The organism is Mycolicibacterium sp. lyk4-40-TYG-92, assembly GCF_030209435.1.
Classification (GTDB): domain Bacteria; phylum Actinomycetota; class Actinomycetes; order Mycobacteriales; family Mycobacteriaceae; genus Mycobacterium.
Genome location: NZ_JARVRX010000030.1, coordinates 57,341 through 80,716, shown reverse-complemented (window position 1 = coordinate 80,716; position 23,376 = coordinate 57,341). Strand labels below are relative to the sequence as shown.

Annotated in this window: 28 protein-coding genes; 17 read left to right on the top strand and 11 right to left on the bottom strand. The window is 67.9% G+C overall.

Annotated elements, in window-relative coordinates:
• The first annotated feature begins 94 nt into the window (after positions 1-94).
• Complete coding sequence (locus QRN63_RS29110) at positions 95-1,894, top strand: N-acyl-D-amino-acid deacylase family protein (protein ID WP_285034520.1); 1,800 nt, start codon at positions 95-97, stop codon at positions 1,892-1,894.
• A complete protein-coding gene (locus tag QRN63_RS29105) occupies positions 1,884-2,327 on the top strand; it encodes a nuclear transport factor 2 family protein (protein WP_285034519.1) in 444 nt (147 codons plus the stop codon). Before QRN63_RS29110 ends, QRN63_RS29105 begins: the two co-directional genes overlap by 11 nt.
• Before the next feature lie 7 nt (positions 2,328-2,334).
• Here the strand turns inward: QRN63_RS29105 and QRN63_RS29100 are convergent, their stop codons facing one another.
• Together QRN63_RS29100 and bfr are read right to left on the bottom strand one after the other, a co-directional pair.
• Positions 2,335-2,817 (bottom strand): carboxymuconolactone decarboxylase family protein, encoded by a 483-nt coding sequence (locus QRN63_RS29100; protein ID WP_267317630.1) that lies wholly within the window; start codon positions 2,815-2,817, stop codon positions 2,335-2,337.
• A gap of 110 nt (positions 2,818-2,927) precedes the next feature.
• Positions 2,928-3,407, bottom strand: coding sequence for a bacterioferritin (bfr, locus tag QRN63_RS29095; RefSeq protein ID WP_267317631.1), 480 nt, complete (start codon positions 3,405-3,407; stop codon positions 2,928-2,930).
• 270 nt (positions 3,408-3,677) lie between these two features.
• Between bfr and QRN63_RS29090 the strand changes: the two genes are divergently transcribed.
• Positions 3,678-4,313: a fatty-acid--CoA ligase gene (locus tag QRN63_RS29090; protein WP_285034547.1), complete on the top strand. Its 636-nt coding sequence runs from the start codon at positions 3,678-3,680 to the stop codon at positions 4,311-4,313.
• The gene (locus tag QRN63_RS29085; RefSeq protein WP_061001233.1) at positions 4,313-4,501 is read left to right on the top strand and encodes a (2Fe-2S)-binding protein; all 189 of its coding nucleotides are present in this window, start codon (positions 4,313-4,315) and stop codon (positions 4,499-4,501) included. Before QRN63_RS29090 ends, QRN63_RS29085 begins: the two co-directional genes overlap by 1 nt.
• Here the strand turns inward: QRN63_RS29085 and QRN63_RS29080 are convergent, their stop codons facing one another.
• From QRN63_RS29080 to QRN63_RS29070, 3 genes are read right to left on the bottom strand one after another with little or no spacing between them, the layout of a single operon-like run.
• Complete coding sequence (locus tag QRN63_RS29080) at positions 4,502-5,272, bottom strand: enoyl-CoA hydratase/isomerase family protein (RefSeq protein ID WP_285034518.1); 771 nt, start codon at positions 5,270-5,272, stop codon at positions 4,502-4,504.
• On the bottom strand, positions 5,269-5,976 hold the full coding sequence (locus tag QRN63_RS29075) for an EthD domain-containing protein (RefSeq protein WP_285034517.1): 708 nt from the start codon (positions 5,974-5,976) through the stop codon (positions 5,269-5,271). The genes QRN63_RS29080 and QRN63_RS29075 overlap by 4 nt, the downstream gene beginning before the upstream one ends.
• Positions 5,977-5,987: 11 nt before the next feature.
• Entirely contained in the window at positions 5,988-6,596 is a 609-nt protein-coding gene (locus tag QRN63_RS29070; RefSeq protein ID WP_502888210.1) for a PaaI family thioesterase, read from the bottom strand.
• A gap of 540 nt (positions 6,597-7,136) precedes the next feature.
• Here QRN63_RS29070 and QRN63_RS29065 point away from each other — a divergent pair.
• The 4 genes from QRN63_RS29065 to lon all read left to right on the top strand — a co-directional run bounded on the left by QRN63_RS29065 (position 7,137) and on the right by lon (position 11,491).
• Entirely contained in the window at positions 7,137-7,778 is a 642-nt protein-coding gene (locus QRN63_RS29065) for a LuxR C-terminal-related transcriptional regulator (protein ID WP_285034515.1), read from the top strand.
• An 18-nt stretch (positions 7,779-7,796) separates the two neighbouring features.
• Positions 7,797-8,276 (top strand): nucleoside deaminase, encoded by a 480-nt coding sequence (locus QRN63_RS29060; protein ID WP_267317636.1) that lies wholly within the window; start codon positions 7,797-7,799, stop codon positions 8,274-8,276.
• A 174-nt stretch (positions 8,277-8,450) separates the two neighbouring features.
• The gene (locus QRN63_RS29055) at positions 8,451-9,107 is read left to right on the top strand and encodes a VC0807 family protein (RefSeq protein WP_267317637.1); all 657 of its coding nucleotides are present in this window, start codon (positions 8,451-8,453) and stop codon (positions 9,105-9,107) included.
• Between the two features lie 29 nt (positions 9,108-9,136).
• A complete protein-coding gene (lon, locus tag QRN63_RS29050; protein WP_285034514.1) occupies positions 9,137-11,491 on the top strand; it encodes an endopeptidase La in 2,355 nt (784 codons plus the stop codon).
• A gap of 116 nt (positions 11,492-11,607) precedes the next feature.
• Here lon and QRN63_RS29045 read toward each other — a convergent pair whose 3' ends face one another.
• Together QRN63_RS29045 and QRN63_RS29040 are read right to left on the bottom strand one after the other, a co-directional pair.
• Complete coding sequence (locus QRN63_RS29045; protein ID WP_285034513.1) at positions 11,608-12,624, bottom strand: ABC transporter ATP-binding protein; 1,017 nt, start codon at positions 12,622-12,624, stop codon at positions 11,608-11,610.
• Positions 12,625-12,627: 3 nt separating this feature from the next.
• Positions 12,628-13,677, bottom strand: a complete 1,050-nt coding sequence (locus QRN63_RS29040) for an ABC transporter permease (protein WP_267317640.1) — start codon at positions 13,675-13,677, stop codon at positions 12,628-12,630.
• A gap of 79 nt (positions 13,678-13,756) precedes the next feature.
• Between QRN63_RS29040 and QRN63_RS29035 the strand changes: the two genes are divergently transcribed.
• The 9 genes from QRN63_RS29035 to QRN63_RS28995 all read left to right on the top strand — a co-directional run bounded on the left by QRN63_RS29035 (position 13,757) and on the right by QRN63_RS28995 (position 19,465).
• A complete protein-coding gene (locus tag QRN63_RS29035) occupies positions 13,757-14,089 on the top strand; it encodes a TfoX/Sxy family protein (RefSeq protein ID WP_285034512.1) in 333 nt (110 codons plus the stop codon).
• A 35-nt stretch (positions 14,090-14,124) separates the two neighbouring features.
• Positions 14,125-14,760, top strand: coding sequence for an HhH-GDP family DNA glycosylase (locus tag QRN63_RS29030; RefSeq protein ID WP_267317642.1), 636 nt, complete (start codon positions 14,125-14,127; stop codon positions 14,758-14,760).
• A 40-nt stretch (positions 14,761-14,800) separates the two neighbouring features.
• Entirely contained in the window at positions 14,801-16,033 is a 1,233-nt protein-coding gene (locus QRN63_RS29025; protein ID WP_285034511.1) for an NAD(P)/FAD-dependent oxidoreductase, read from the top strand.
• 68 nt (positions 16,034-16,101) lie between these two features.
• A complete protein-coding gene (locus tag QRN63_RS29020; protein WP_285034510.1) occupies positions 16,102-16,647 on the top strand; it encodes an RNA polymerase sigma factor in 546 nt (181 codons plus the stop codon).
• Between the two features lie 59 nt (positions 16,648-16,706).
• Positions 16,707-17,258, top strand: a complete 552-nt coding sequence (locus QRN63_RS29015; RefSeq protein WP_285034546.1) for a methylated-DNA--[protein]-cysteine S-methyltransferase — start codon at positions 16,707-16,709, stop codon at positions 17,256-17,258.
• Positions 17,255-17,965, top strand: coding sequence for a 2OG-Fe(II) oxygenase (locus tag QRN63_RS29010; RefSeq protein ID WP_285034509.1), 711 nt, complete (start codon positions 17,255-17,257; stop codon positions 17,963-17,965). Before QRN63_RS29015 ends, QRN63_RS29010 begins: the two co-directional genes overlap by 4 nt.
• Positions 17,962-18,216 carry an Ada metal-binding domain-containing protein gene (locus QRN63_RS29005; protein WP_285034508.1) on the top strand — a complete coding sequence of 85 codons (255 nt, stop codon included), beginning with the start codon at positions 17,962-17,964 and terminating at the stop codon, positions 18,214-18,216. Before QRN63_RS29010 ends, QRN63_RS29005 begins: the two co-directional genes overlap by 4 nt.
• A gap of 95 nt (positions 18,217-18,311) precedes the next feature.
• A complete protein-coding gene (locus tag QRN63_RS29000; protein WP_285034507.1) occupies positions 18,312-19,070 on the top strand; it encodes a CPBP family intramembrane glutamic endopeptidase in 759 nt (252 codons plus the stop codon).
• Positions 19,071-19,192: 122 nt separating this feature from the next.
• Positions 19,193-19,465: a GlsB/YeaQ/YmgE family stress response membrane protein gene (locus QRN63_RS28995; protein ID WP_267317648.1), complete on the top strand. Its 273-nt coding sequence runs from the start codon at positions 19,193-19,195 to the stop codon at positions 19,463-19,465.
• Positions 19,466-19,528: 63 nt separating this feature from the next.
• On the opposite strand, the gene QRN63_RS28990 is transcribed toward QRN63_RS28995, so the two are convergent.
• From QRN63_RS28990 to modA, 4 genes are all read right to left on the bottom strand, one after another.
• The gene (locus QRN63_RS28990) at positions 19,529-20,542 is read right to left on the bottom strand and encodes an APA family fibronectin-binding glycoprotein (protein WP_285034506.1); all 1,014 of its coding nucleotides are present in this window, start codon (positions 20,540-20,542) and stop codon (positions 19,529-19,531) included.
• 167 nt (positions 20,543-20,709) lie between these two features.
• A complete protein-coding gene (locus QRN63_RS28985; protein ID WP_285034505.1) occupies positions 20,710-21,786 on the bottom strand; it encodes a sulfate/molybdate ABC transporter ATP-binding protein in 1,077 nt (358 codons plus the stop codon).
• A complete protein-coding gene (locus QRN63_RS28980) occupies positions 21,783-22,586 on the bottom strand; it encodes an ABC transporter permease (protein WP_285034504.1) in 804 nt (267 codons plus the stop codon). Before QRN63_RS28980 ends, QRN63_RS28985 begins: the two co-directional genes overlap by 4 nt.
• Positions 22,583-23,347 carry a molybdate ABC transporter substrate-binding protein gene (gene modA / locus QRN63_RS28975; protein ID WP_285034545.1) on the bottom strand — a complete coding sequence of 255 codons (765 nt, stop codon included), beginning with the start codon at positions 23,345-23,347 and terminating at the stop codon, positions 22,583-22,585. The genes QRN63_RS28980 and modA overlap by 4 nt, the downstream gene beginning before the upstream one ends.
• Positions 23,348-23,376 lie beyond the last annotated feature (29 nt).

Genomic DNA, 23,376 nt, shown 5'->3' with positions numbered 1-23,376 from the left:
CCGTCACAAGGTTTCCGCAGGACGGGTAGACATTTTTTGGAAAGTGTTTACTTTTTCGTTGACACGGGCCTGGCCGGCACGCTTCTATCGTCAGGTGACCTCTGCAACGACGTTCGACACGATCATCCGAAAGGGCCGTTGGTTCGACGGAACCGGCGCGCCGTCCGCGGTCCGGGACATCGGAATCCGCGACGGCCACGTCGTGGCGATCGGCGTGGACCTGGACCAGAACGGATGCCCGAACGTCGTGGACGCCACCGGCAAATGGGTGACGCCCGGCCTGCTGGACATTCACACGCACTACGACGTCGAGGTGCTGGCCGGGCCGGGATTGACCGAGTCGCTGCGGCACGGCGTGACCACCGTGATGCTCGGTTCGTGCTCGCTGTCGACCGTGCACGTCGGCGGCGAGGATGCCGGCGATCTGTTCGGCCGCGTCGAGGCCATCCCCCGCGATCACGTCATCGCCGCGGTCGACAAGAACAAGACCTGGGACACCGCCGAGGGTTACGTCACCGCACTCGAGGATCGGCCGCTCGGGCCGAACGTGGCCGCGTTCATCGGCCACTCCGACATGCGCACTGCGGTCATGGGCCTGGACCGCGCCACCCGCAAGGACGTCCGGCCCACGCGCGGTGAGCAGGCCGAGATGGAGCAGATGCTGGCCGCCGCACTACAGGCCGGATTCGTCGGAATGTCCTCGCAGCAACTGCTTTTCGACAAGATCGACGGCGACACCTGCCGGTCGCGCACCTTGCCGTCCACCTACGCCAAAGCCCGCGAGCTCCGCCGGCTCAAGACCCAGCTGCGCCGCTCGGGTCGCATCCTGCAGTCGGGCCCGGACCTGCAGAACCCGCTGAACCTGGTGTCGCAGTTGGCCCAGTCGCTCGGCCTGTTCCGCGAGAACCTCAAGACGAGCCTGCTGTCGGCCGCCGACATCAAGGCCAACCCCTACGCCATCACCATCATGGGGCCCGTCGCCCGGCTGGTGAACAAGCTCGGCGGGAACTTCCGGTGGCAGCACCTGCCGGTGCCGTTCGAGGTGTACGCCGACGGCATCGACCTCGTGGTGTTCGAGGAATTCGGTTCGGGCGCAGCCGCACTGCACCTGCGCGACGAGGTCGAGCGCAACGATCTGATGCGGGACGACGAATACCGGCGACAGTTCCGCAAGGACTACGAGAACAAGTTCGGCGTCCGGGTGTGGCACCGCGACTTCTTCGACGCCGAGATCGTCGGCTGCCCCGACAAGTCTCTCGTCGGCAAGACGTTCGGCCAGGTCGGCGTCGAGCGCGGACGTCATCCGGTGGATGCCTTCCTCGATCTGGTGGTCGAATATGGGCGCGACGTTCGCTGGCGCACAACGATTTCCAACCACCGCCCCGAGGTGTTGAAGAAACTTGCCCGCGACCCCGGCGTCCAGCTGGGCTTCTCCGACGCCGGCGCGCACCTGCGGAACATGGCGTTCTACAACATGGGCCTGCGCCTGCTGCGGCACGTGCGCGACGCCGAGCGCGCCGGCACCCCGTTCCTGACCGTCGAACGGGCCGTACATCGGCTGACAGGTGAACTCGCCGACTGGTACCGCCTGGACGCCGGACATCTGCGCGTCGGTGACCGCGCCGACCTGGTCGTCATCGACCCGGAGCGGCTGGACGATTCGCTCGACGCCTACGCCGAGGACCCCGTCGAGCAGTACGGCGGACTGTCCCGCATGGTCAACCGCAACGACGCCACCGTCGGCGCGGTGTTCGTCGGCGGGCAGCAGGTCGTCCGCGACGGCGTACCGACCGATCTGGTCGGCACCACCCGTACCGGCCACTTCCTGCGGTTCGCCCGTCAGACCCCAGCCCTGCCCGTCGCCAAGGAAGGTGAGTTCGCCAGTGTCGGTTGAGGATACGATCCACGGATTATGGAAGGCGCTGTCGGCGCGGGACTGGGACCGGTTGAAGGAGTTCGTCTCCGACGACTGCATCTACCTCGACATGCCGGTTGGGCCGGCCGCCGCCGCCCGCGGACCTGAAGACATCGTCAAACGCCTCAAGATCGGCCTGGAACCGCTGGCCTCGTACGAGAACTTCGACGGTCTGCTCCTCACCAACGGCGCCGACGCCATGTACGAGCATCACGAGGAATGGCATTGGGAGACCGGGGAATCGGCCGTACTCAAGTTTGTCACCGTGCACCGGGTCGAGCACGGCAAGGTGACGCTGTGGAAGGACTACTGGGACATGGGCGCGCTGTCGAATTTCGCGCCGCCGTCCTGGCTGGAGAATTTCGCGACGGCTGACATGTCGTGGATCTTCGACGCCACGGGGTTGGTGTAGTTCGCCGTCAGAGGGTGATCTTGCAGGCCTGACCGATGTCGAGGGTCCGCAGCATGCGGCCCATGCCGAGCCACATGGCGCACGAAAGCGCGAGGTCGGTCATCAGCTCGTCGCTGAAATGCTCTTTGGCACGGGCCCAGAAGTCCTCGTCGTCGCGCAGCCCGGTGTGGTCGGAAGCGAAGCGGTAGGCGAACTCGGCCGCGATGCGCTCCTGGTCGGAGTAGCCGGGCCAGGTCTGCCACACGCCGGCGTGGTTGTAGAGGTCTTCGTCGACACCTTCGGCCTCGGCCGCCGAGTCGCGGGTGTTCTGACACACCACGCACTCGTTGTCGAGGGCGATCACCACGCGGGCCAGCTCACGCACGCGCAGCGGCAAGCGGCCCTTGGTGTAGACGGCGTTGGTGAAACCCGCCATGGCCGTGCCGATGTCGGGTGACTTGACCACCCAGGCGGTTACGTCTTCGTCGGTGAAATCTCCGATTCGGCTCACTTTTCGCACGCTACGGCAAAACTGGAACAAGTTCTAGTTTTTCTCGACAAATCCATCGCGAAACGACAACAGCCCCGCCTGAAGGGCGAGGCCGCGTCCGAACACACCGCTTACGACGGCGGGCGCGACACACACTGTGCCGCGTAGAGCTGCTCGCCGAGCTTGTCCATCAACTCCAGCTGCGTTTCCAGATAGTCGATGTGGCCTTCCTCGTCGGCGAGGATGGCCTCGAAGATGTTCGCGCTCGTCGCGTCACCCTTCTCGCGGCACATGATGATGCCCGGCTTCAGACGGTTGACCACCTCGTACTCGATGGCCAGGTCGGCCTCGAACTGCTCACGCAGGGTCTGCCCGACGCGCAGCGAGAACAACCGCTGGTAATTGGGCAGGCCGTCCAGCAGCAGGATGCGATCGGTGAGAGTTTCGGCGTGCCGCATTTCCTCGAACGACTCTTCACGAGTGTGCTTCGCCAATTCCGTGAAGCCCCAGTTGTCCTGCATTTTCGAATGCAGGAAGTATTGGTTGATCGCGGTGAGTTCACTCGTCAATTGCTCATTGAGCAGTTTGAGGATCTCGGGGTCGCCTTGCATTTCGGCTCCTTTAAACACCATCGGGCTGGGTCAAGTGTCACTGGCGCGGAACAACAACGTGCCTGTTGCAAACCTAGTCGAGTGCACCTGGGTAGGCGACCGGATCGGTCGGCGTTTCTCGCCGCGTTCGAACCCGTCTCTCCGGGTTTCGAGATCCACGACTCCACCGCTGGCCAGCAGCTATGGACTGGCTGCCCTAAGTAAGGTTAGACTGCACTAATACCGCGGCGACCGTCCGCGGCCATGAGCGAACCAGAACGGCAGGACCCGATGAGCGCGCAACCTTTGCACTCGCTCATTCTTGCCGCGGATTATCGGGTCGACGATGTGGAATCGATGTGGCAGCGGCTGAAATCGCACCGCTCAATTCTCACAGAACTGTCCGCACATCACGTCGTCGTCTATTCATCACTGTGGGAACCGGGCCGCGTGCTGGCCACCGTCGGAATCCACAACGCGAATTCCGTCCGCGAAGTGCTGCGTTCGCCGGCGATATTCGAATTCTTCGACGCCTCCGGCGTGGACGACATCCCCGCGATCTTCGCCGGTGAAGTGGTCGAGAAGATCGATCTGGCCCCGCCACCGCCGGGCGAACACGCCGTCGCATCCGTCGTCGTCGGTGTCGTCACCGCGGTTCAGGACGTACCCGCGCTGATGGACAAGGTGCACGACGCCGCCGCCCGGTTCCGGGACGCGGGCGTGTGCAAGGTCTGGGTCTACCGGGCCTTCGACGACGGCCACGAGGTGCTGATCCTGCAGCAGATCGAGAACGAAGCCGCCGCGCGCCGCTGGATCGACCATCCCGATGCCGCCGCCGAATGGATGTCGGCAGCCGGATTCGGCGTCTATCCAACGGTTTTCGTCGGGACGCTGGCCCACATCACGTCGATCGAGGCGGCCGACTGATGTTCGTATGTCTGTGTACCGGGGTGACGAGCCAGGTCGTCACCGAACTCGTCGCGGATGGTGCGACCACCTCGAAGCAGATCGCCGAGAAGTGCGGCGCCGGCCTGGACTGCGGCCGCTGCCGCCGCACGGTGCGGGCCATCATCGAAGCGGCCCGCACCGACTGTCCGGTGCACAAGGCAGGTTAGCTAACCCTTCCGCCCCACGAACGCGCTCAGCGCATCGGCATTGGCAGCCCCGCCGAGCAACTCGGCGAACTGACCGGACTCGCGCTGCGTCGCCGCGACGATCGCCTCGCGCGTGGGCTCGACCATCGCGTGCTTGACGGCCATCAGACTCGAAAGCGGCCGCGAGGCAATGATTTCCGCATGGCGACGAGCTTCCGGCAGCAGGTCGTCGGGCTCGCACACCCGCCATACCAAGCCCATGCGCAGGGCTTCCTCGGCGCTCACCCACTCCGACGACAACAGCAGCCAGGCGGCGTTCTGCCGGCCCATCAACCGAGGCAGCAGGTAGGACGACGCCGCCTCCGACGCCACGCCCAGGCTGGTGAACGGGCATTTGAGCCGCGCTGTCGTCGACATGAACGCCAGGTCGGCGTAGCCGAGGATGGTCGTGCCGATACCCAGGCCGACGCCGTTCACCGCACAGATCAGCGGCTTGGAGAACGCCGTCAGCGTTTCGATCAGTCCGGGAAAGCCGTACTCCCCCATCCGATATTCGGGGTTGGTGACCATCTCCTGCATCTCGACCAGGTCGTTGCCGGCACTGAACGCGCGGCCCGCGCCGGTGAGCAACACCACCGACACCTCCGGATCGGCGGCGGCATCCTTCAGCGCGACGGTCGTGGCGTCGTACAGCGCTTCGCTGAACGCGTTGAGGGCATCGGGCCGGTTCAGGGTCAGGATCCGGACCCGGTTGGTGTCGTCGATCTGAACGAGCGCGGCGGCGTCGGTCACAGGTTGTCTCCAAACGGGTTTCGCATGATGTAGCGGCTGGTGGGCACGGTGTCGACGTTCACGTTGGCGCCGAAGGCCGCCGTACTGGCGGTCATCTTGCCGGCCCGGTCGGCCAGATCGGCATCGTCGGCGGCGCCGAAGAAGGCATGCAGGCTGCCGGTCGCCTCGATGGGGAACAGCTCCTCGACGATGGCACCGAGCTGCGGGGCGCCGGGCGTCAGCGAGCGGACCACCGCGTTCTGCGTGTAACCGAACGTCGACTGCGTGTCGATCGCGACCTGGGTGTGGTCGATGTGCCAGCGGCGGAACCACTCTCGCTCGTCCATGCCGTCGGGGCGGCGCAGCAGCGCCACGTTCGCCAGGCCCGTGGTGCGCTCAGCCGGCACTACGGGCGGGCCGGCCATCGGGACCGACTCGGTGACGAGGTATGCGGCCAGTTCGGTGCATTCGGCACGCAGCCGGTCCAGCACGGCGGCCATCTGGGCGCCGTAGTACTGCTGGGTCCACACGCTGATCACCGCGACCACCGGCGGGTCGAGTGTCGTCAAGAGCATCAGCGAATCCCGGACCGCACCGTCCTTGACGTTGACCGCCAACCCGGGCACCCCGAGCGCGAGCAACTCCGCGGCGACCTCGGTGCGCAGACGCTCACACCAGGCGTCGTCGGCGGTGTCACGCCGGAGCGTGACGATGACCTTCTCCATCGAATCTCCCGTCAGTCCCGCGCCCAGCGCGGGGTGATGAACACGCCCTCGGCCTCCACCGTGATGCCCTCGGCATCGGCGATGTGCCCGACGGCATAGGTCTTGATGCCCTCGGTCCCGACGATCCGGGCCTCGGTGTGCAGATCGCCGAGCCGCGTCATGCGCCGGTAGCGCATGGTGAGCGTGCCAGTGAGCCGCGGTCGCCCCGGCAGGCTCGCGCCCTCGCCGAGCACATGGTCGAGGATCATCGCCGAGACCCCGCCGTGGACGTGGCCGGGCGGGCCCTCATACGCGGCGCCGAGGTGAAAGTCGGCGGACACGCTGCCGTCGTCGGCCCGGATCAGGACCACCGGCGGGGCAATCGGATTGCGGACTCCGATCACCGCATTGCCCCAGGGCATTTCGCTGCCGTGCGCCCCGAACCTGATCCCGAACGAACCCTCGAGCTGCTGGGCCCGGAGTTGGGCGGTGGCGGCATCGATCTCGGCCTGGATCGCGGCGATGGCCGCCGCACCGACCTCGGTGCGGATGGTGGCGTCGATGAGCTCGCGCACGGACTGCGTCAGCGGTTCGTAGACGGCCCGCATCCGCGCCACTTCGTCGGCGCTCAGCTTCTGCATGGTGTCCTCGAGCACCCTTGAACTAGAACACGTTCTAATCAGGCTGTCGAGAGTGGGGTCCCATTCCCTGCGCGCCAATGGATTTCAGCCGGCCACTGCGGTTTCCCGCAGAGAACCGGCGCCTCGGACTGCATTCTCCTCAGCAACCACGTGACACAATCGCAGCAAATGCAATGTGGGACGTCCGAGAAGCAGATTTACCGAGACCGGCGGTCCGCGACACCGCGCCCCAGACCGGGAATACACCTGACCAGGCAGCAACCCGCAGTAGCGGCTCGGAAATCCATCGGAAACTTATCTACCTGGTACATAGCGTCGCGCACTACCACATCGCCAATTCGCGGCACCGCACATTTGCCAAACACCCGTACCTCTCGCCGGAATGCTGTACATCACCACACCCGCGGATTAGAGTCTGAGCACAGGTGCCGCCGACGTGCGTACAGCAAACTTCGACGGACAACATGGCAATGCGATCCGGTTGTTAAGGAGTCCGAGCCGATGCGGATCGATCCGTTCGCTGGGTGTCAGGTCTCACGCGTGACTGTCGTCGACTCGTGCGAAGTTGTCCATGCCGGCATCGCGGCCTGGCTCCGCGACGACCACGCGCTCTACACGACCACGACGTCCCACTACGTCGACACCGAAGAATTCCTGCGCAGCCACCCCATCCCCGAGGACGACGCCCACGTGGTCGTCCTGGGCCTGACCGCGGACGACGCCAACAGTCTCGCCGCGGTGCGCGAGCTCACCAAGCGGGGTTACCACGTCGTGGTGTACTCGCACCTCACCGACCGCGACGTCATCCGGACCGCGATCGACTCGGGCGCCCGGACGTATCTCATCCAGACCGAAGGGCGGGAGCACCTGCTCAAAGCCATCCGGGCCGCCGTCACGCCGTTCCCCTACGTGGGCCCCAGCGTGGCCGCCGTTCTCGATGACCGGGACTTCTGCCTGCGCCCGGTCCTGGCGCCGCGAGAGCAGGAGGTGCTCCTGGCGTGGTTCCAGACCGACAGCAAGGAACTCGTGGCGCAGCAACTGTTCCTTGCACCCAGCACCGTCCGCACCCACCTGCAGCGCATCCGGGCCAAGTACATCGCCGCCGGCCGCCCGGCCGGCACCAAAGCCGCGCTGGTGGCGCGCGCCATCCAGGATCGGATCATCAGCATCGACGATCTGTGACTCCGTAAACTTCACGCCATGACCGTCACCGCCGATGATCTGCGCCACCTGAACCGCTGCGTCGAGCTGGCCCGCGAGGCACTGGAGGACGGCGACCAGCCTTTCGGCTCGCTCCTGGTGGACGCCGACGGCGCCGTGGTCTTCGAGGATCGCAACCGGGTCTCGGGCGGCGACCAGACCCAGCACCCCGAATTCGCCATCGCGCGTTGGGCGGCAACACATCTCGATGCTGCGCAACGGGCCGCCGCAGTGACCTACACCTCAGGTGAGCATTGCCCGATGTGCTCGGCCGCGCACGCCTGGGTGGGCCTCGGGCGCATCGTCTACGCGACGTCGTCGGCACAATTGGGCGGATGGCTCGGCGAATGGGGCGCCGCGCCCTCTCCCGTTGCGGCACTGCCGATTTCGGCCGTGGCACCCGGCGTACCCGTCGACGGTCCCGCCGACGAACTCGCCGACACCATGAAGGGACTGTACGAAGCGTGCTTCCGGCCATGAGCCCTGTTCCGACGCCGAACCGTTAGCCAACTGCGACGTCACTCTTCGGCATCGAGACGAGGAACCGGACGTCCCGGGTGCTTCACTATTCAGTACGGGAGCCTGCCGTTACCCCCGAGACGGCAGGCTTCCGCTTTTGGCTACAACCCAGGATCGCCGAATAGTGTCGTCGCCGTGAGCGAGGCACAGCCCATGCGGCCCATCATTCGTGGCATCCTGCTAGACATTGCGCCGCCGCTGGTCGCGTACTACGGACTGCGCGCCGCGGGCATCTCGGAATACGTCGCCCTGCTGACCGCCACAGTGCTGGCCGGCGCCAAGGTCGGCTACGACGCGATCAGCGCACGTCGTCTCGATCCGTTCGCGGGTTATCTCATGCTCAACTTCGGGCTGAGCCTGGCCGTCGGAGTCAGCACGTCGGATCCGCGCATGCTGCTGGCGGGCAACACGTTGGTGGGCGGCCTCGGCGGGGTGGTCTTCCTCGGCAGCTGCGTGGTCGGCACGCCGCTCACCCAGATCGTGTCGGAGCGGGTTCAGACCGGAGAACAGGACACCGGCCCGGCCGCGGTCGCCTATCGCCGGCGCGTGCACATTCTGCTCTCAGCGATGTGGGGCATCGGCCTGCTGCTCGGTACCGCACTCCATCTGGCGGTCATCTTCTCCACCTCGGTGGACGTCGCCAATGCCGTGACCTCGGTGTTGTCACTGACGACCACTGGATTGCTGATGGTGGCGACGTTCCTGATCGGCAAGCGCGCCGCTGCCCGCTGGGCAGCGCGCGAACGGCACGAGCAGACGACCACGGAACAAATCGACACCCCCAAAGGTTGAGCGCAGGAGATTCAACTTTGGAGGTACGGATGTCTGACGCCACAACAGCGCCCATCGCTGTTCCCGTCCTGTTTGTCACCGAGCCGATCGTCCTGCCGGGCATGGTCGTGCCCATCGAACTCGATGAGGCCGCACGTGCCGCGGTGGACGCGGCCCAGGCCGCCGCAGCCGCCGGCGAGGCCGGGAAGCTGCTCATCGCTCCCCGCCTCGACGACCGCTACCCCACGCACGGCGTCCTGGCGTCGATCGTCCAGGTCGGCCGCGTGCCCAGTGGCGGAACCGCCGCCGTCGTCCGCGGTGAGCGGCGCGCCCACATCGGGTCCGGCACCTCCGGCCCGGGCAGTGCACTGTGGGTCCTGGTCGACGAGATCGCCGACACCGCTGCGACCGACGAGACGCGCGCCCTGGCAGCCGAATACAAGAAGCTGCTACTGGCAATCCTGCAGCGTCGCGAGGCCTGGCAGATCGTCGACGCGGTCAACCAGATCAGCGAGCCGTCGGCTCTGGCCGACACCGCGGGCTACGCGTCCTACCTGACCGACGTCCAGAAGCGCGAGCTGCTGGAGACCGAGGACATGAGTCGTCGCCTGAGCCTGCTCATCGAATGGACGGGCGAGCACCTCGCCGAGGTCGAGGTGAACGACAAGATCGCCGAGGACGTCCGCGCCGGAATGGACAAGCGGCAGAAGGAATTCCTGCTGCGCCAGCAGCTGGACGCCATCCGCAAGGAGTTGGGCGAGCTGGACGGTAGCGCCGGGGCCGAGGAGCCCGCGGACTACCGGACCCGCATCGAGGCGGCCACGCTGCCCGAGAAGGTGCGGGAGGCGGCGCTGCGTGAGGTCGGAAAGCTGGAGCGGTCCAGCGAGCAGACCCCCGAAGGCGGCTGGATCCGGACCTGGCTCGACACGGTGCTGGAGCTGCCGTGGAACGAGCGCACCGAGGATTCGACGGATCTGAAGGCCGCCAGGGAGATCCTGGACGCCGATCACCACGGGCTGGACGACGTGAAGGATCGCATCGTCGAGTACCTGGCGGTGCGGGCCCGCCGCGCCCAGCGCGGCATGGCGGTCGTCGGTGGCCGTGGCTCGGGTGCCGTCATGGTGCTGGCCGGTCCTCCCGGCGTCGGCAAGACGTCGCTGGGCGAGTCGGTGGCACGCGCGCTGGGCCGCAAGTTCGTCCGCGTCGCCCTGGGCGGTGTGCGTGACGAGGCCGAGATCCGGGGACACCGGCGCACCTACGTCGGTGCGCTGCCGGGCCGCATCGTGCGGGCCATCGGTGAGGCCGGTTCCATGAATCCCGTTGTGCTGCTGGACGAGATCGACAAGGTGGGCTCGGACTACCGCGGCGATCCGGCGGCCGCGCTGCTGGAGGTCCTGGACCCGGCGCAGAACCACACGTTCCGCGATCACTACCTGGACCTGGATCTGGACCTGTCCGATGTGGTGTTCCTGGCGACGGCCAACGTCATCGAGAACATTCCGAGCGCCCTGCTGGACCGCATGGAGCTCGTCACCATCGACGGCTACACCGAGGACGACAAGGTCGCCATCGCCCGGGATTACCTGCTGCCCCGGCAGGCCGAGCGGGCGGCGCTGACCACCGACGAGGTGACGGTGACGGACGCGGCACTGCGCAAGATCGCCGCGGACTACACCCGCGAACCGGGTGTCCGGCAGTTCGAGCGACTGCTGGCGAAGGCACTGCGGAAGGTGACCACCAAGCTGGCCACCGGCGTCGACGCGGTGACGGTGGACGAGCCGGATCTGATCGACTACCTGGGCCGGCCACGGTTCATGCCGGAGTCGGCCGAGCGCACCGCGGTGCCCGGCGTGGCGACCGGCCTGGCCGTCACCGGCATGGGCGGCGACGTCCTCTACATCGAGGCCGGATCCAACGATGGCGAGCCGGGTCTGCAATTGACCGGTCAGCTGGGCGACGTGATGAAGGAGTCGGCGCAGATCGCGCTGTCCTACGTGCGGTCGCACGCGGCGGAACTGGGTGTCGATCCGACGGCACTGGATCGGCGCATCCACGTCCACGTGCCGGCGGGCGCGGTGCCCAAGGACGGTCCGTCCGCGGGTGTGACGATGGTGACCGCGCTGGTCTCCATGGCCACTGGACGGCAGGTGCGTTCCGACGTCGGCATGACGGGCGAGGTCACGCTGAACGGGCGGGTACTGCCCATCGGCGGCGTCAAGCAGAAGCTGATGGCAGCCCAACGTGCCGGGCTGACAACGGTTTTCATCCCGTCGCGCAACGAGCCGGATCTGGACGACGTGCCGGCCGAGGTCCTGGACGCACTCGATGTGCGGCCGATGACCGACGTGGCCGACATCATCGCCCAGGCGCTGGAGCCGGCCGCTGAGGTCACGGCAGCGGCGTAACGCTCACGAGCAGGCCCAAATGCTCCTGTTCACCTCATGGTGGGTGGGACATTTGGGCCTGCTCGCGTTGGATCGGCACCGACCTGCTGTCGGTCCGCGTCGACCCGGACTGAGAATCAGGCGATGTCGGCCGACGGCGGTTCGCCGGCCAGGTGGATCTCGCGGTGCTCGATGAGTTCGTGGATGCGGTCGGGTCCCAGCCGCGCCCGGAAGTCCTTGACGGTGTAGCCGACAACGACCCCGTCGGTGAGAGCCCGCACCGTCGCCGTGCGGGGAATGCCGAACAGTGGCCCGATCTCGCCGAAGTACTCGCCCGGGCCGGCGGTGAACAGCAGCATCGTCTCCCCGTCGGGCATCTCGCGGGTGATCTCGAACCGGCCCTCCCTGACCACGTAGATCAGGTCGCCGATGGTCGTCTGCTCGAACACCAGCTGACCCGCCGCCAGCTCGAAGACCTCGGGCTCCCGGTCGGTGCTGGCGACGGTCGGGACGAGTTCGATCACCCGGTCCGCCAGCGGCAGCATGCGGCTGTCATGGGTGGCGACCACGACGACGCGATCGTCGGCGAGTTCCCGGATGAGCCGCAGCACTTCTTCGACTTGAATGAAGTCCAGGTGTGCCGTCGGCTCGTCGGCCAGGATCAGCGGCGGGTCCAGCGCGATGGCCCGCGCCACCGCGACGCGCTGCTGCTGCCCGCCCGACATGTCACCGGGGCGGTGCGTCATCCGGTGTGACAGGCCGACCCGATCCAGCAGTTCCGCGGCGCGCTGACGGGCCGCGCCGCGGCTCATGCCCGCGGCCCGCATCGGCACCATGACGTTCTCGGCGGCCGTCAGGCTGGGCACCAGATTGAACGCCTGGAACACGATGCCGACGGTGTTGCGGCGGTAATCGGTGAGTGCCTTGGGGCCGAGTTTGGTGACGTCGATACCGTCGAACAGGATCTGACCCGACGTGGGTTTGAGGATCCCACCCATGCACGACAGCAATGTCGTCTTCCCACAACCGCTGGGCCCCAGGAGGATCGCGAGCGATCCTGCCGACAGCTCCAGTTCGAAGCTGTCGATGGGCCTGACCTTGTCGGCGCCCTTGCCGTATTCCACCACCAGGTCACGAATCTGTAAGTCGCTCATGGTCTATGGCCCCCCGAATGCCATCGCCGGATCTATCGTCACCGCTCTCCGCATGCCCGCCAGGCTGGCGATCAGCCCGATGGTGATGGCCACCACGGGCAGCAACAGGTAGGCGCCGGCGGGGACGTCGACCCGCATCGGGAACATCGGCCCGAGCACCATCGCCAGCAGCACGCCGATCGCCGCGGAGCACACGGCGATGAACACGGCCTGCAATGCCAGCCCGGCCATCATCGATTTCGTCTTGACGCCAACGGCTTTGAACACCGCGAAGTCGCGGGTGCGCTCCATCGCCGACATGTAGATGAACATGCCGATGATCGTCGCGGCCACCACCCACAGCAGGACCGCCATGATGCTGATGGCGTCCACCGCGACCTTCAACGGCCGCATCATGTCGTCGATGGCGCCGCGGCGGTCCACCAGCCGGTAGCCGTCGAGCGCCTTGGCCGGATCGCCCCGGATCCCCACCGACGCGATCACGGGCTGCCCGCCGTACACCAGACGCTGCGCACCCACCGTCGTCAGGAACAGGTTGGGCTGCTGCGCCAGCACCGTTGAGTTGTTGACGATCCCCACGACCTGCAGGTTGTGGGAGGCGATGTGCATCTGGTCGCCGATCTTCCGGCCCAGCGTCGACGACACCGCGATCTCGTCGGGCGTGGCGGGCGGGCGGCCCTGCGACATCGCCGGCATGCCGGGTCCGGCGGTCGGGGCGCCGAACAGGTTCATGGTCCGGGGCGTCCCGTTGTCGAGTGCCGTGGTGCCCGCGTAGACCACCGCGGCGGCGGCCTGCACGCCCGGAAGCTTTTGTGCGCGTTCGACTTCGGTCTGCGCGAACGGCGACGAGCCCAGGAACGGGCCGGCCGCGCCGTTCTGGATCATGAAGTAGTCGATGCCCAGCGAGTTGACGGTATTACTGGCCTCCACCCGGAATCCGTTGGCCAGTCCGGTGAGCACCAGCGTCATCGCGAACACGAACGAAGTGCCGACGACCGCGATCAGAAATCGGCGCCGCCGCCACTGCAGGTCCCGTAACGCCGCGATCAGCACGTGTGGAATCTAACGTGTTCGCTGACTACGCAGCGGCAAGATAGCCAAAGCCGGCGGCTCAGTGGTGCAGACTGACCATATGGCCTATGACGAGGATCTGGCCAACCGGATCCGTGAGCTGCTCGGCCCGGTCCGCGGCATCGAGGAAAAGCGGATGTTCGGCGGGTTGGCGTTCCTGCTGAACGGCCACATGTCGGTGGCCGCGAGCCACGACAGCGGCCTGTTGGTGCGGGTTGCGCCCGATGACACTGAGAAGTTGCTGGGACGTCCGCACGTCGAGTTGATGGTGATGGGCGGCCGCGAGATGCGGGGTTGGTTGCGCGTGGCGCCGGACGGCCTGAAAACCAAGCGCCAGCTGCAGGCCTGGGTGGACCGGGGCGTCGGTTTCGCGGGCACGCTGCCGCCCAAGTAGCGTTTGCGCACCACGCGGTTGGGTATGCGTGGGTTATGGCACGAGATCGACAGATCGTCGCGCGGTTGCTCGACGCAGCCGGCACGACGTATGCCGAAGAAGCCGGGATAACCCTCCGCGACAAGCCGATGCCCCTGTTCAAGCTGCTGTCACTGTGCATGCTCGCGAGCAAGCCCATCGCCGCCGAAACCGCGGTCGCCGCGGCGCGAGAGTTGTTCCGCGCCGGGCTACGCACGCCCACCGCGGTACTCGAGGCCGACCGCGGCCAGATGATCAAGGCGTTCGGACGCGCCGGATACGCCCGATACGACGAGAGCTCGGCGACGCGGATGACCCACATCGCGAAACGGGTCAACGACGAATACGGCGGCGACCTTCGCAACCTGCGGATCCGGGCCCGCCACGACGTGAAAGCCGCCGGCAAGGCCCTGCAGGGCTTCGACGGTATCGGCCGGACGGGCGCCGACATCTTCCTGCGCGAGATCCAGGACGTCTGGACTTGGGCGCAACCGTATTTCGACGATCGCGCGCTCGCCGCCGCCAAGGACCTGGGCCTACCGACCGACGTCCGCAAGCTGGGCAGCCTGGCACCGGACCGGAACGCCCGGCTGGCGGCCGCACTCGTGCGGGCCTCGCTCGATGACAGCGTGCGCCAACGGATCGAAACCTAGCTTCACAAGCACGAATTCAGATCGATGAAGGGAACCTCGAATGGCCGGCTCACCCACTTTTGTGATCATCGGCGGCGGGCTGGCGGGCGCCAAGGCCGTAGAAGCCCTGCGCGGCAAGGATTTTGACGGACAGGTGGTGTTGTTCGGCGCCGAAGACCGGCTCCCCTACGAGCGTCCCCCGCTGTCCAAGGAATTCCTGGTCGGTAAGAAGGCCATCGAAGAATTCACGGTGCAGCCGAAGAGCTGGTACGCCGAGCACGACGTCGACCTGAAACTCGGCACCGAGGTCACCACGCTCGACCGCACCGCACACATGGTGGCCTTCAACTCCGGCGATCACGAGCACTACGACAAGTTGTTGCTGGCCACCGGATCCCGCGCCCGCAAACCCCCGATCCCGGGCGCCGATGCCGACGGCGTCTACTACCTGCGCACCATCGACGACGCCGCCGCACTGTTGGCTGAATTCACCTCAGGCCAGCGGCTCGCGATAGTCGGAGCCGGCTGGATCGGGCTCGAAGTCGCGGCCAGTGCCCGTGGGCTCGACGTCGAGGTCACGGTGATCGAGACGGCCGCGCTGCCGCTGCGGGCCTCCCTGGGCAAGGAAGCCGGTGAGGTGTTCGTCGGCCTGCACCGGGACCACGGCGTCGATCTGCGGTTGGGCACCACGGTCGACGAGATCACCACCGCCGACCACAAAGCGACGGGCCTGCTACTCGGCGACGGGACGACCGTCGAGGCGGACGCGGTACTGATCGCGGTGGGCGCCAAGCCGAACGTCGAGTTCGCGGAACGCTCCGGTCTGGTGATCGCCGACGGCGGTGTCGCCGTCGACGAATCCCTCAAGACCAGCGATGACGACATCTATGCCGTCGGCGACATCGCGGCCGCCGAGCATCCGCTGTTCGGCGTCCCGATCCGTACCGAGCACTGGGCCAACGCCCTCAAGCAGCCCGCAGTCGCCGTCGACGGAATGCTGGGCGCGCCAGGCACTTACGACGAGTTGCCGTACTTCTTCACCGACCAGTTCGATCTCGGCATGGAATACGTCGGATACGCGCCGCAGTACGAGATGGCCATCACACGCGGCGATCTGGGGACGCGCGAGTTCACCATGTTCTGGCTCGACGGCGGACACCGTGTGCTGGCCGGCATGAACGTCAACATCTGGGAAGGCCTCGACGACATCAAGCAGCTCATCCGGTCTCGGCGCCCGGTTGATGTGGGGGCGCTCGCGGATCCGTCGGTCTCATTGTCGTCGTTGCGTGGGTAAAGCCCTCCACCTCGTAGCTTCCCGCGCCATCTAGCATCGGTACATCTGTGGGGATCGCCACCTCACAAATGCCGACGACGGAGCGTCTACTGGGTGTGAAAGCCAAACCGCCCTTCGAGACCGTGGTGCGCGACCATGGCCCTACGGTCTTTCGGGTCTGTTGCGTCGTTGTCGGTGCACACGACGCCGACGACGCCTGGTCAGAGACGTTCCTGGCGGCCCTGAAGGCCTATCCCGATTTACCGGTGACGGCGAATCTCGAGGCCTGGCTGGTGACCATCGCGCACCACAAGGCCATCGACATCACCAGATCCCGGACCCGCCAGCCGATTCCCACTGACGTCGTACCCGAGCCATCGCGGCCCGGCGAGGCCCGCGACTTCGATGACCTGGCCGCCGCGGTCGACGGGCTGCCGCCCAAACAGAAGCACGCCGTGGCGTACCACTACCTCGCGGGACTGCCCTACAACGAGATCGCCGAGATTCTCGGCGGCACCGCCGCGGCCGCACGCCGCGCCGCCAGCGACGGCATCGCCACGCTCCGACGCACCTACCTCGGCGAACTCGTCGAAGTTGCCGCGCCGCCGCGGAACACAGAAAGGAGCCCGCAATGATCAACGGCGAAATCATCACCAGCGACCTGGCGCGCATCACCGACATCGACCCGGACCGGATGGCTGAACTGCACAACCGGCTGACCGCGGCCGCCCAGCGCGACGGGGTCCTCGACATCGCCTACCGCACCGTCGACAGCCCCGTCGGACCCCTGCTGCTGGCCGCCACCGACCAGGGCCTGATCCGAGTCGCCTACGCCGTCGAAGACCATGACGCCGTGCTGCAACAGCTTGCCGACAAGGTGAGCCCGCGCATCCTGCAGGCGCCGGCCCGGCTCGACGCGGTGGCCCGTGAACTCGACGAGTACTTCGCCCGGGCCCGCCGGGTCTTCGACGTCCCGCTGGATTGGCGGCTCGCGGCGGGATTCCGCGCCGCGGTGCTGCACCAGCTGCCGGAGATCGGCTACGGGCAGACGGCCAGCTACGCCGCCGTCGCCGCGCTGGCCGGCAGCCCCAAGGCGGTCCGCGCCGTCGGCACCGCATGTGCGAAAAACCCACTGCCCGTGGTGGTTCCGTGCCATCGCGTGGTCCGCAGCGACGGTGCGATGGGCGGCTACCTCGGCGGCCCGGCAGCCAAGCGTCTCCTGCTGGATTTGGAGGCCGCGGCATGAGCATCTGGCAACAGCGCGTCGCCGGCACCGACTGGGGTGCCGTCCGTACCGAACTCGAGACCGTCGGCGGCGCGCTCACCGGACCTCTCATCACCCCGGACGAGGCCGCCGAGTTGGCGGCGATCTACCCCGATGCGACCCGATTCCGGTCGACCATCGACATGGCCCGGTACCGGTTCGGCGAAGGCCAGTACCGCTACTTCCACCGCCCCTACCCCGAAATCGTCACCGAGCTCAAATACGCGCTCTACCCTCGGCTGCTGCCGATCGCCCGGGACTGGTGGACGAGGTTGCGCCGCGACCCACCGTGGCCCGACAGTTTCGACGACTGGCTGGCGACCTGCCACCGAGCGGGGCAGACCAGAACCACCGCGCTGCTGCTGAAGTACGGTGCCGGCGGCTGGTGCGCCCTGCACCAGGATCTGTACGGGGACTTGGTCTTTCCGCTGCAGGTCGTCATCAACCTGACCCGCCCCGAGGTCGACTACACCGGTGGCGAATTCCTGCTGTACGAGCAGCGGCCCCGCGCTCAGTCGCGCGGCTCCGCCATCTCCATCCCGTTCGGGCACGGGCTCGTCATCACCACGCGCGAGCGGCCGGTGGCATCGAAAAGAGGGTGGGCCGTCGGCCCTGTGCGCCACGGTGTTTCGACCCTGCGCTCGGGATCCCGCATGACCCTCGGCCTGATCTTCCACGACGCCGCGTGAGCAGGTACACGCTCGTCGACGCCCACGGCCGGCCCTACGCCAGTGCGACACCGGGGCGCCTGGGCGGCCACCGGCGCAACAAGCTCTACGGGCGACTCGATTGCCCGTCAGCAATGCGGGCCATCGCCGCCGGCGGCTACCGCGCCCACCGGGTGTTCTTCGCCGACGAAACCGTTGCCGTCGCGGCGGGATACCGCCCTTGCGCGGTGTGCCTACCCGAGGAGTACCGGCGGTGGAAGCGCCGTCACTGACTCCGCGCGAGCAGGTCAATCCGGCCCGGCGGTAGTGAGTCGTCGCGCACCGATGTGACCTGGCCCGCCACCGCGCATCGGTACACTCGGCACAGATGATCGACGCCTCGGCAGCCGCCGCTGCACCCTGCCTACCGACCGGCTCACCAGCCGTGCGGCATCCGCGCGTCTACATCGACGTGGCCGTCGTGGTGGCCGTCCTGGTCGCGACCAATCTGCTGGCCCACTTCACGACCCCCTGGGCGAACATCGTCGTGGTGCCACTCGCAGCGCTCGCCCTCGTGGCCCTGGTGCGCAAGCGGGGCCTCGGTTGGACCGAGCTCGGACTCGGCCGCGCACACTGGCGGACCGGCATGCGCTACGCGCTCGGCGCGATCCTGCTCGTCGGGTCGGTGATCGCCGTCGGCGTGCTGCTGCCCTGGACCCGGCCGATGTTCCTCAACAACCACTACGCCACCATCTCCGGCGCCCTACTCGCGTCGATGATCGTCATCCCGTTGCAGACCGTCATCCCCGAAGAACTCGCGTTCCGCGGCGTACTGCACGGCACGCTCGACCGCGCCTGGGGCTTCCGTGGCGTGGCCGCCGCCGGGTCGCTGCTGTTCGGCCTCTGGCACATCGCCACTTCGCTGGGCCTGACCAGCAGCAACGTCGGATTCACCCGCGTTCTCGGCGGCGGAGTGGCCGGCATGATCGCCGGCGTGGCCATGGCCGTCGTCGCCACCGCCGCCGCCGGATTCGTCTTCACCTGGCTGCGGCGCCGGTCCGGCAGCCTGCTCGCGCCCATCGCGCTGCACTGGTCACTCAACGGCATGGGCGCGCTCGCCGCGGCCGCCGTCTGGCACTTCAGCTAGACGCCCCGGCCGCGCGGGACTGGTCCCCTAACCGTCACCAGATCGCTGCGTTTCAGACCTCGTTGTCGCGCGCCGAACCGGGCTAGCCTCGAGATGTATCAGTCAATCGAAAGGTCATGACAATGATGCACATCGTCTGGTTGATTCTTCTCGGCCTCATCGTCGGAGCCATCGCCCGGTTCGTCGTACCCGGGAAGGACGACATGGGGTGGATCCTCACGTGCGTGCTGGGCATCGCCGGTGGCTATGTCGGCGGCACGTTGAGCAGTATTGTCTACGCGCCGCACAAGCTCGACTTCCGTCCACCGATCCAGCACTCCTTCTGGGGCGCACTGGTCGGTGCGGTGATCCTGGTGCTGATCTACCGCTTCGTGAAGTCGAAGAGTACGACGTAACCCGTACCGAAATGAATTGAGGACCGTGCCCGACTGGGCACGGTCCTCAATTCATTTGGGCGACTATCCGGCGGGAGCCATCTCCGGCGGTGCGTTCGTCACGGGTACCGGCACGCCGACCATCGGGTGGGCCGGATCGGCGGGCTTGGGCGGGGCGTTCGGATCGACCGGCGGCGGGGGCGGCGGGTTCCACGGGCGGATCGACTGGGCCAGCGTCACCGCGGCGGCCTTGTCGACCGGGTGGTTCCCCGAACCCAGCCACACGACGAACCACCGCTGCGGGTTGCGCTGGCTGCGGATGGTGGCATCCGGCGGCGGGTTGCCGACGACGCCCGCCCAGATCTGGCCGTTGGGCTTGCCGGTGTCGGTGAACTTGACCTCGTAGAACGACGCCGCGCCCGGCAGGGTCCCGGCGGTCAGCGCCGTCGTCTCCTGGCCGATACGGGTGCCCGGGAAGGGCATGAAGAACTCGCCCATGTCCGAGGCCAACCGGTTGGCGGCCTTGCCGTTGTCGGATTCGGCACCGGCGAACAGCTTCAGGTCCAGCCGGCCCAGCAGCACGCTGGTGTCACTCGGGGCCTGCTCCGAACCGGCGGCCGGGGCCTTGGTCAGCAGCGCCTGGCCGTACGACAGCTGCGTGGCATCGGCGATCTTCCAGCCCTGTGGCACCACGTAACTGAAGCCACCGGCGTCGTTGTTGACGCGGCCGGGCTCAGCCGGCGGCGCCGGGGCGGCAGCCGGAGTCGCACCCGCAGCGGTACCGGGCGCCGGTGCGCCGGGAGCCGCGGGCGCGGCGGCCGGCGGCGCGTTGGGGTCGGCCGGAGGCGCGGCGGGATCCGGCGCGGGCGGCGGCGGAGCCCACGGGGGCGCGGGCGCTTCGACCGCCGGGGCCGGTTCTCCGGCCGGGGCGGGCGCCGGAGCAGGAGCCGGGGCGGGTGCAGGAGCCGGCGGCACCGGGTCGGCATACGAGATCGCGCTCGGCAGCGCGATCGCCGCGGCCGCCGCACCTGCTACCGCAGCAGTCAGTGATTTCGGAAGGCGTTTGCGGGCACTTGTCCGCGCATCCGGGTGTCGCATGGGGACGAAAATACAGTGTTACCGGCGTGACGCAAGTGCGAGTTGCGGCTAATTCCCTCGCGAGTCGGTTAGCTCGCTTCGGGCATCTGGACAGACCACGGCGATATCGCTCGGTTGCTGAGGCGCCGCGGTGCCGCGGTGCGGCTCGAGAAGGGCCGGGCGTGCCGTCAGGCGGGCCTGATCGCGACGTCCCGCGGATCGACGCCGAAGTACACCCGCTCCCCCGGAATCAGCCGTAGACCTGCCGCCACCTCGGCGCTGATGTCGGCCGCCAGGCCCCCACCGCCGTCGTCGGTCGCCTCGGCGCGCACGCGGATGACCGGGCCGCGGTGATCCAGCTCCGCGACCCCGACCACGACGACATTGACGTCATCGGCGGGCAGCGCCCGGCTCACCGATACCGCCGCCGGAGCGAACACCGCGATCGCCGAGCCGCCCGGCGTCACGTCCGGTCCCCACACCCCGCGCCACGTCTGCCCGGCGGCCAGTACCGAGCCGCCGTCGTCACCCGCGCGTCCGCTGACCAGATTCACACCCGCGAACCGCGCCCCGAACGCCGTCCGCGGCGCGGTCAGCACGTCGGCGACGGCGCCGGATTCGACGATGCGGCCACCCTCGATGACCACCACCCGATCCGCCAGCGTGACGACGTCGAGCAGATCGTGGCTGACCAGCACCGAACTGCGTCCGCCCGCACCCAGGACATCACGCAGCAACCGGCGCATCGCCGAGGCGGCCGTGACGTCCAGTCCCGACAGCGGTTCGTCGAGCAGCAGCACGTCGGGTTCGGCGGCCAGCGCCCGGGCCAGGGCGACTCGCTGCGCCTGACCGCCCGACAGCTGCCCCGGCCGGCGATCGGCCAGTTCGGTGGCGCCCACCTCGCCGAGCCAGCGGCCGGCCGTCCGCCGCGCCTCGGCACGCAGGTGATGACGGGCCCGTGGCCCGAAGGCGACGTTGCCGGCGACCGTCAGGTGCGGAAACAGCGCCGGGTCCTGCAGCAGCAGGCCGACCCGCCGGTTGTGGACCGCGACGTGCAGGCCCGATGCGGCGTCGGTCAGCCGGCGACCGCCCACCGTCACCGTGCCCGCGTCGGGCCGCAGCAGGCCGGCGATCACATGCAGCACACTGGATTTCCCCGCACCGTTGGGCCCGACGACGGCCAGCACCTCGCCGGCTGCGACGTCGAGCTCCACGTCGATGCCACGAGCGCCGACGACAGCGCGTACCGCGAGACCGCCCGTCACTGCCGGCTCTCCGCCTCGAACGGCCCGCGTCCGAACCGGGCCCCACCCGTCACGAGCACCACGACGGCCGCGACCACCACCAACACCAGCGACAACGCCACGGCGGCATCGGCGTCGGCCTCGCGCTGGAGATAGATCTCCAGCGGCAGCGTCCGCGTCACCCCCTGGCGCGAGCCGGCGAACGTCAGCGTGGCGCCGAACTCCCCCAGCGACCGCGCGAACGCCAGCACCGAACCCGACGCCAGACCCGGCGCCAGCATCGGCAACGTGACCCGGCGCCACACCGTGGTCGGACGGGCGCCCAGCGTGGCCGCGACCGCCTCGTACTGCGACCCGGCCGTGCGAGCCGCGCCTTCCAGCGCGATCACCAGAAACGGCAGGGAGACGAACGTCTGTGCCAGCACGACCGCCGTCGTCGAGAACGCGATGTGCACACCCGCCGCGTCCAGGTACCTGCCGATCAGCCCGAGCCGGCCGAAGGCGTACAGCAGCGCGATACCGCCGACGACCGGCGGCAACACCAGCGGCAGCAGAATCAGGGGGCGGGTCCAGCGCACCACGCGGGAGCCGCTGCGCGCCAGGACCAGTGCCATCGGCACGCCCAGCACCACGCAGAGCGAGGTGCTGGCCGCGGCGGTCTTGAGGCTCAGTAGCAGCGCGGTCACCGACGAGTCGCTGCTGATCAGTTCGAGGAACCGCGACCAGTCGACCTTCGCGGCGATCGCGATGAGGGGCACGACGACGAACAACGCACCCAGCGCCGCCGGGACGTAAATCCAGCGCGGCAGTCCTGGGTTCAAGGCTTCGCGAACCCGAACTGCGCCAGGGTCTGATGACCGGCGTCACTCGTCACCAGGTCGACGAACCGCTGCGCGGCAGACGCATCCCCCGCCGACTTCAGCACCGCGATCGGATAGATGTTCACCGCCGACGCCGCCTGCGGGAAGTCGACCTTGGTGACCTTGTCGCCGGCCGACCTGGCGTCGGTCTGATAGACGACGCCGGCATCGGCCTGCCCACTCGTGACCTTGTTCAGCACGTCGGTCACCGACGTCTCCTCGCTGACGGGCTTGAGCTGCACGCCGGCGATCTTCTCCACCTTCCGGGTCGCCGTGCCGCACGGCACCTGGGCCGCGCACACCACGACGTTCAGCCCGGGCCGGGCCAGATCACCGAAACTGTTGAGCTGCTTCGGATTACCCGGCCGGGTCACGATGACGAGCGTGTTGGACGCGAAGTTCACCGGGGTCGCGGAGACCAACCCGGCCTTGGCGGCCTTGGTCATGTTGTTGGCGTCGGCCGAGGCGAACACGTCGGCCTTCGCGCCCTGGGTCAGCTGCTCGACCAACGACGACGAGCCCGCGAAGTTGAACTGGACGTCCGCGCCGGGGTTGTCCTTCTTGTAGCGGTCGGCGAGCGCGGTGAACGCCTGCTTCAGGGACGCCGCCGCGTAGACGTTGACCACAGGACCCGACTGTTTCGAGCCCGAATCACACGCGGAGAGCGCCCCGCCTGCGGCGAGGAGCGCCACGACCGCCACCGCACGCATCAGCTTGCGCATGAGCCACATTCGCCAAACCCTAGGACCCA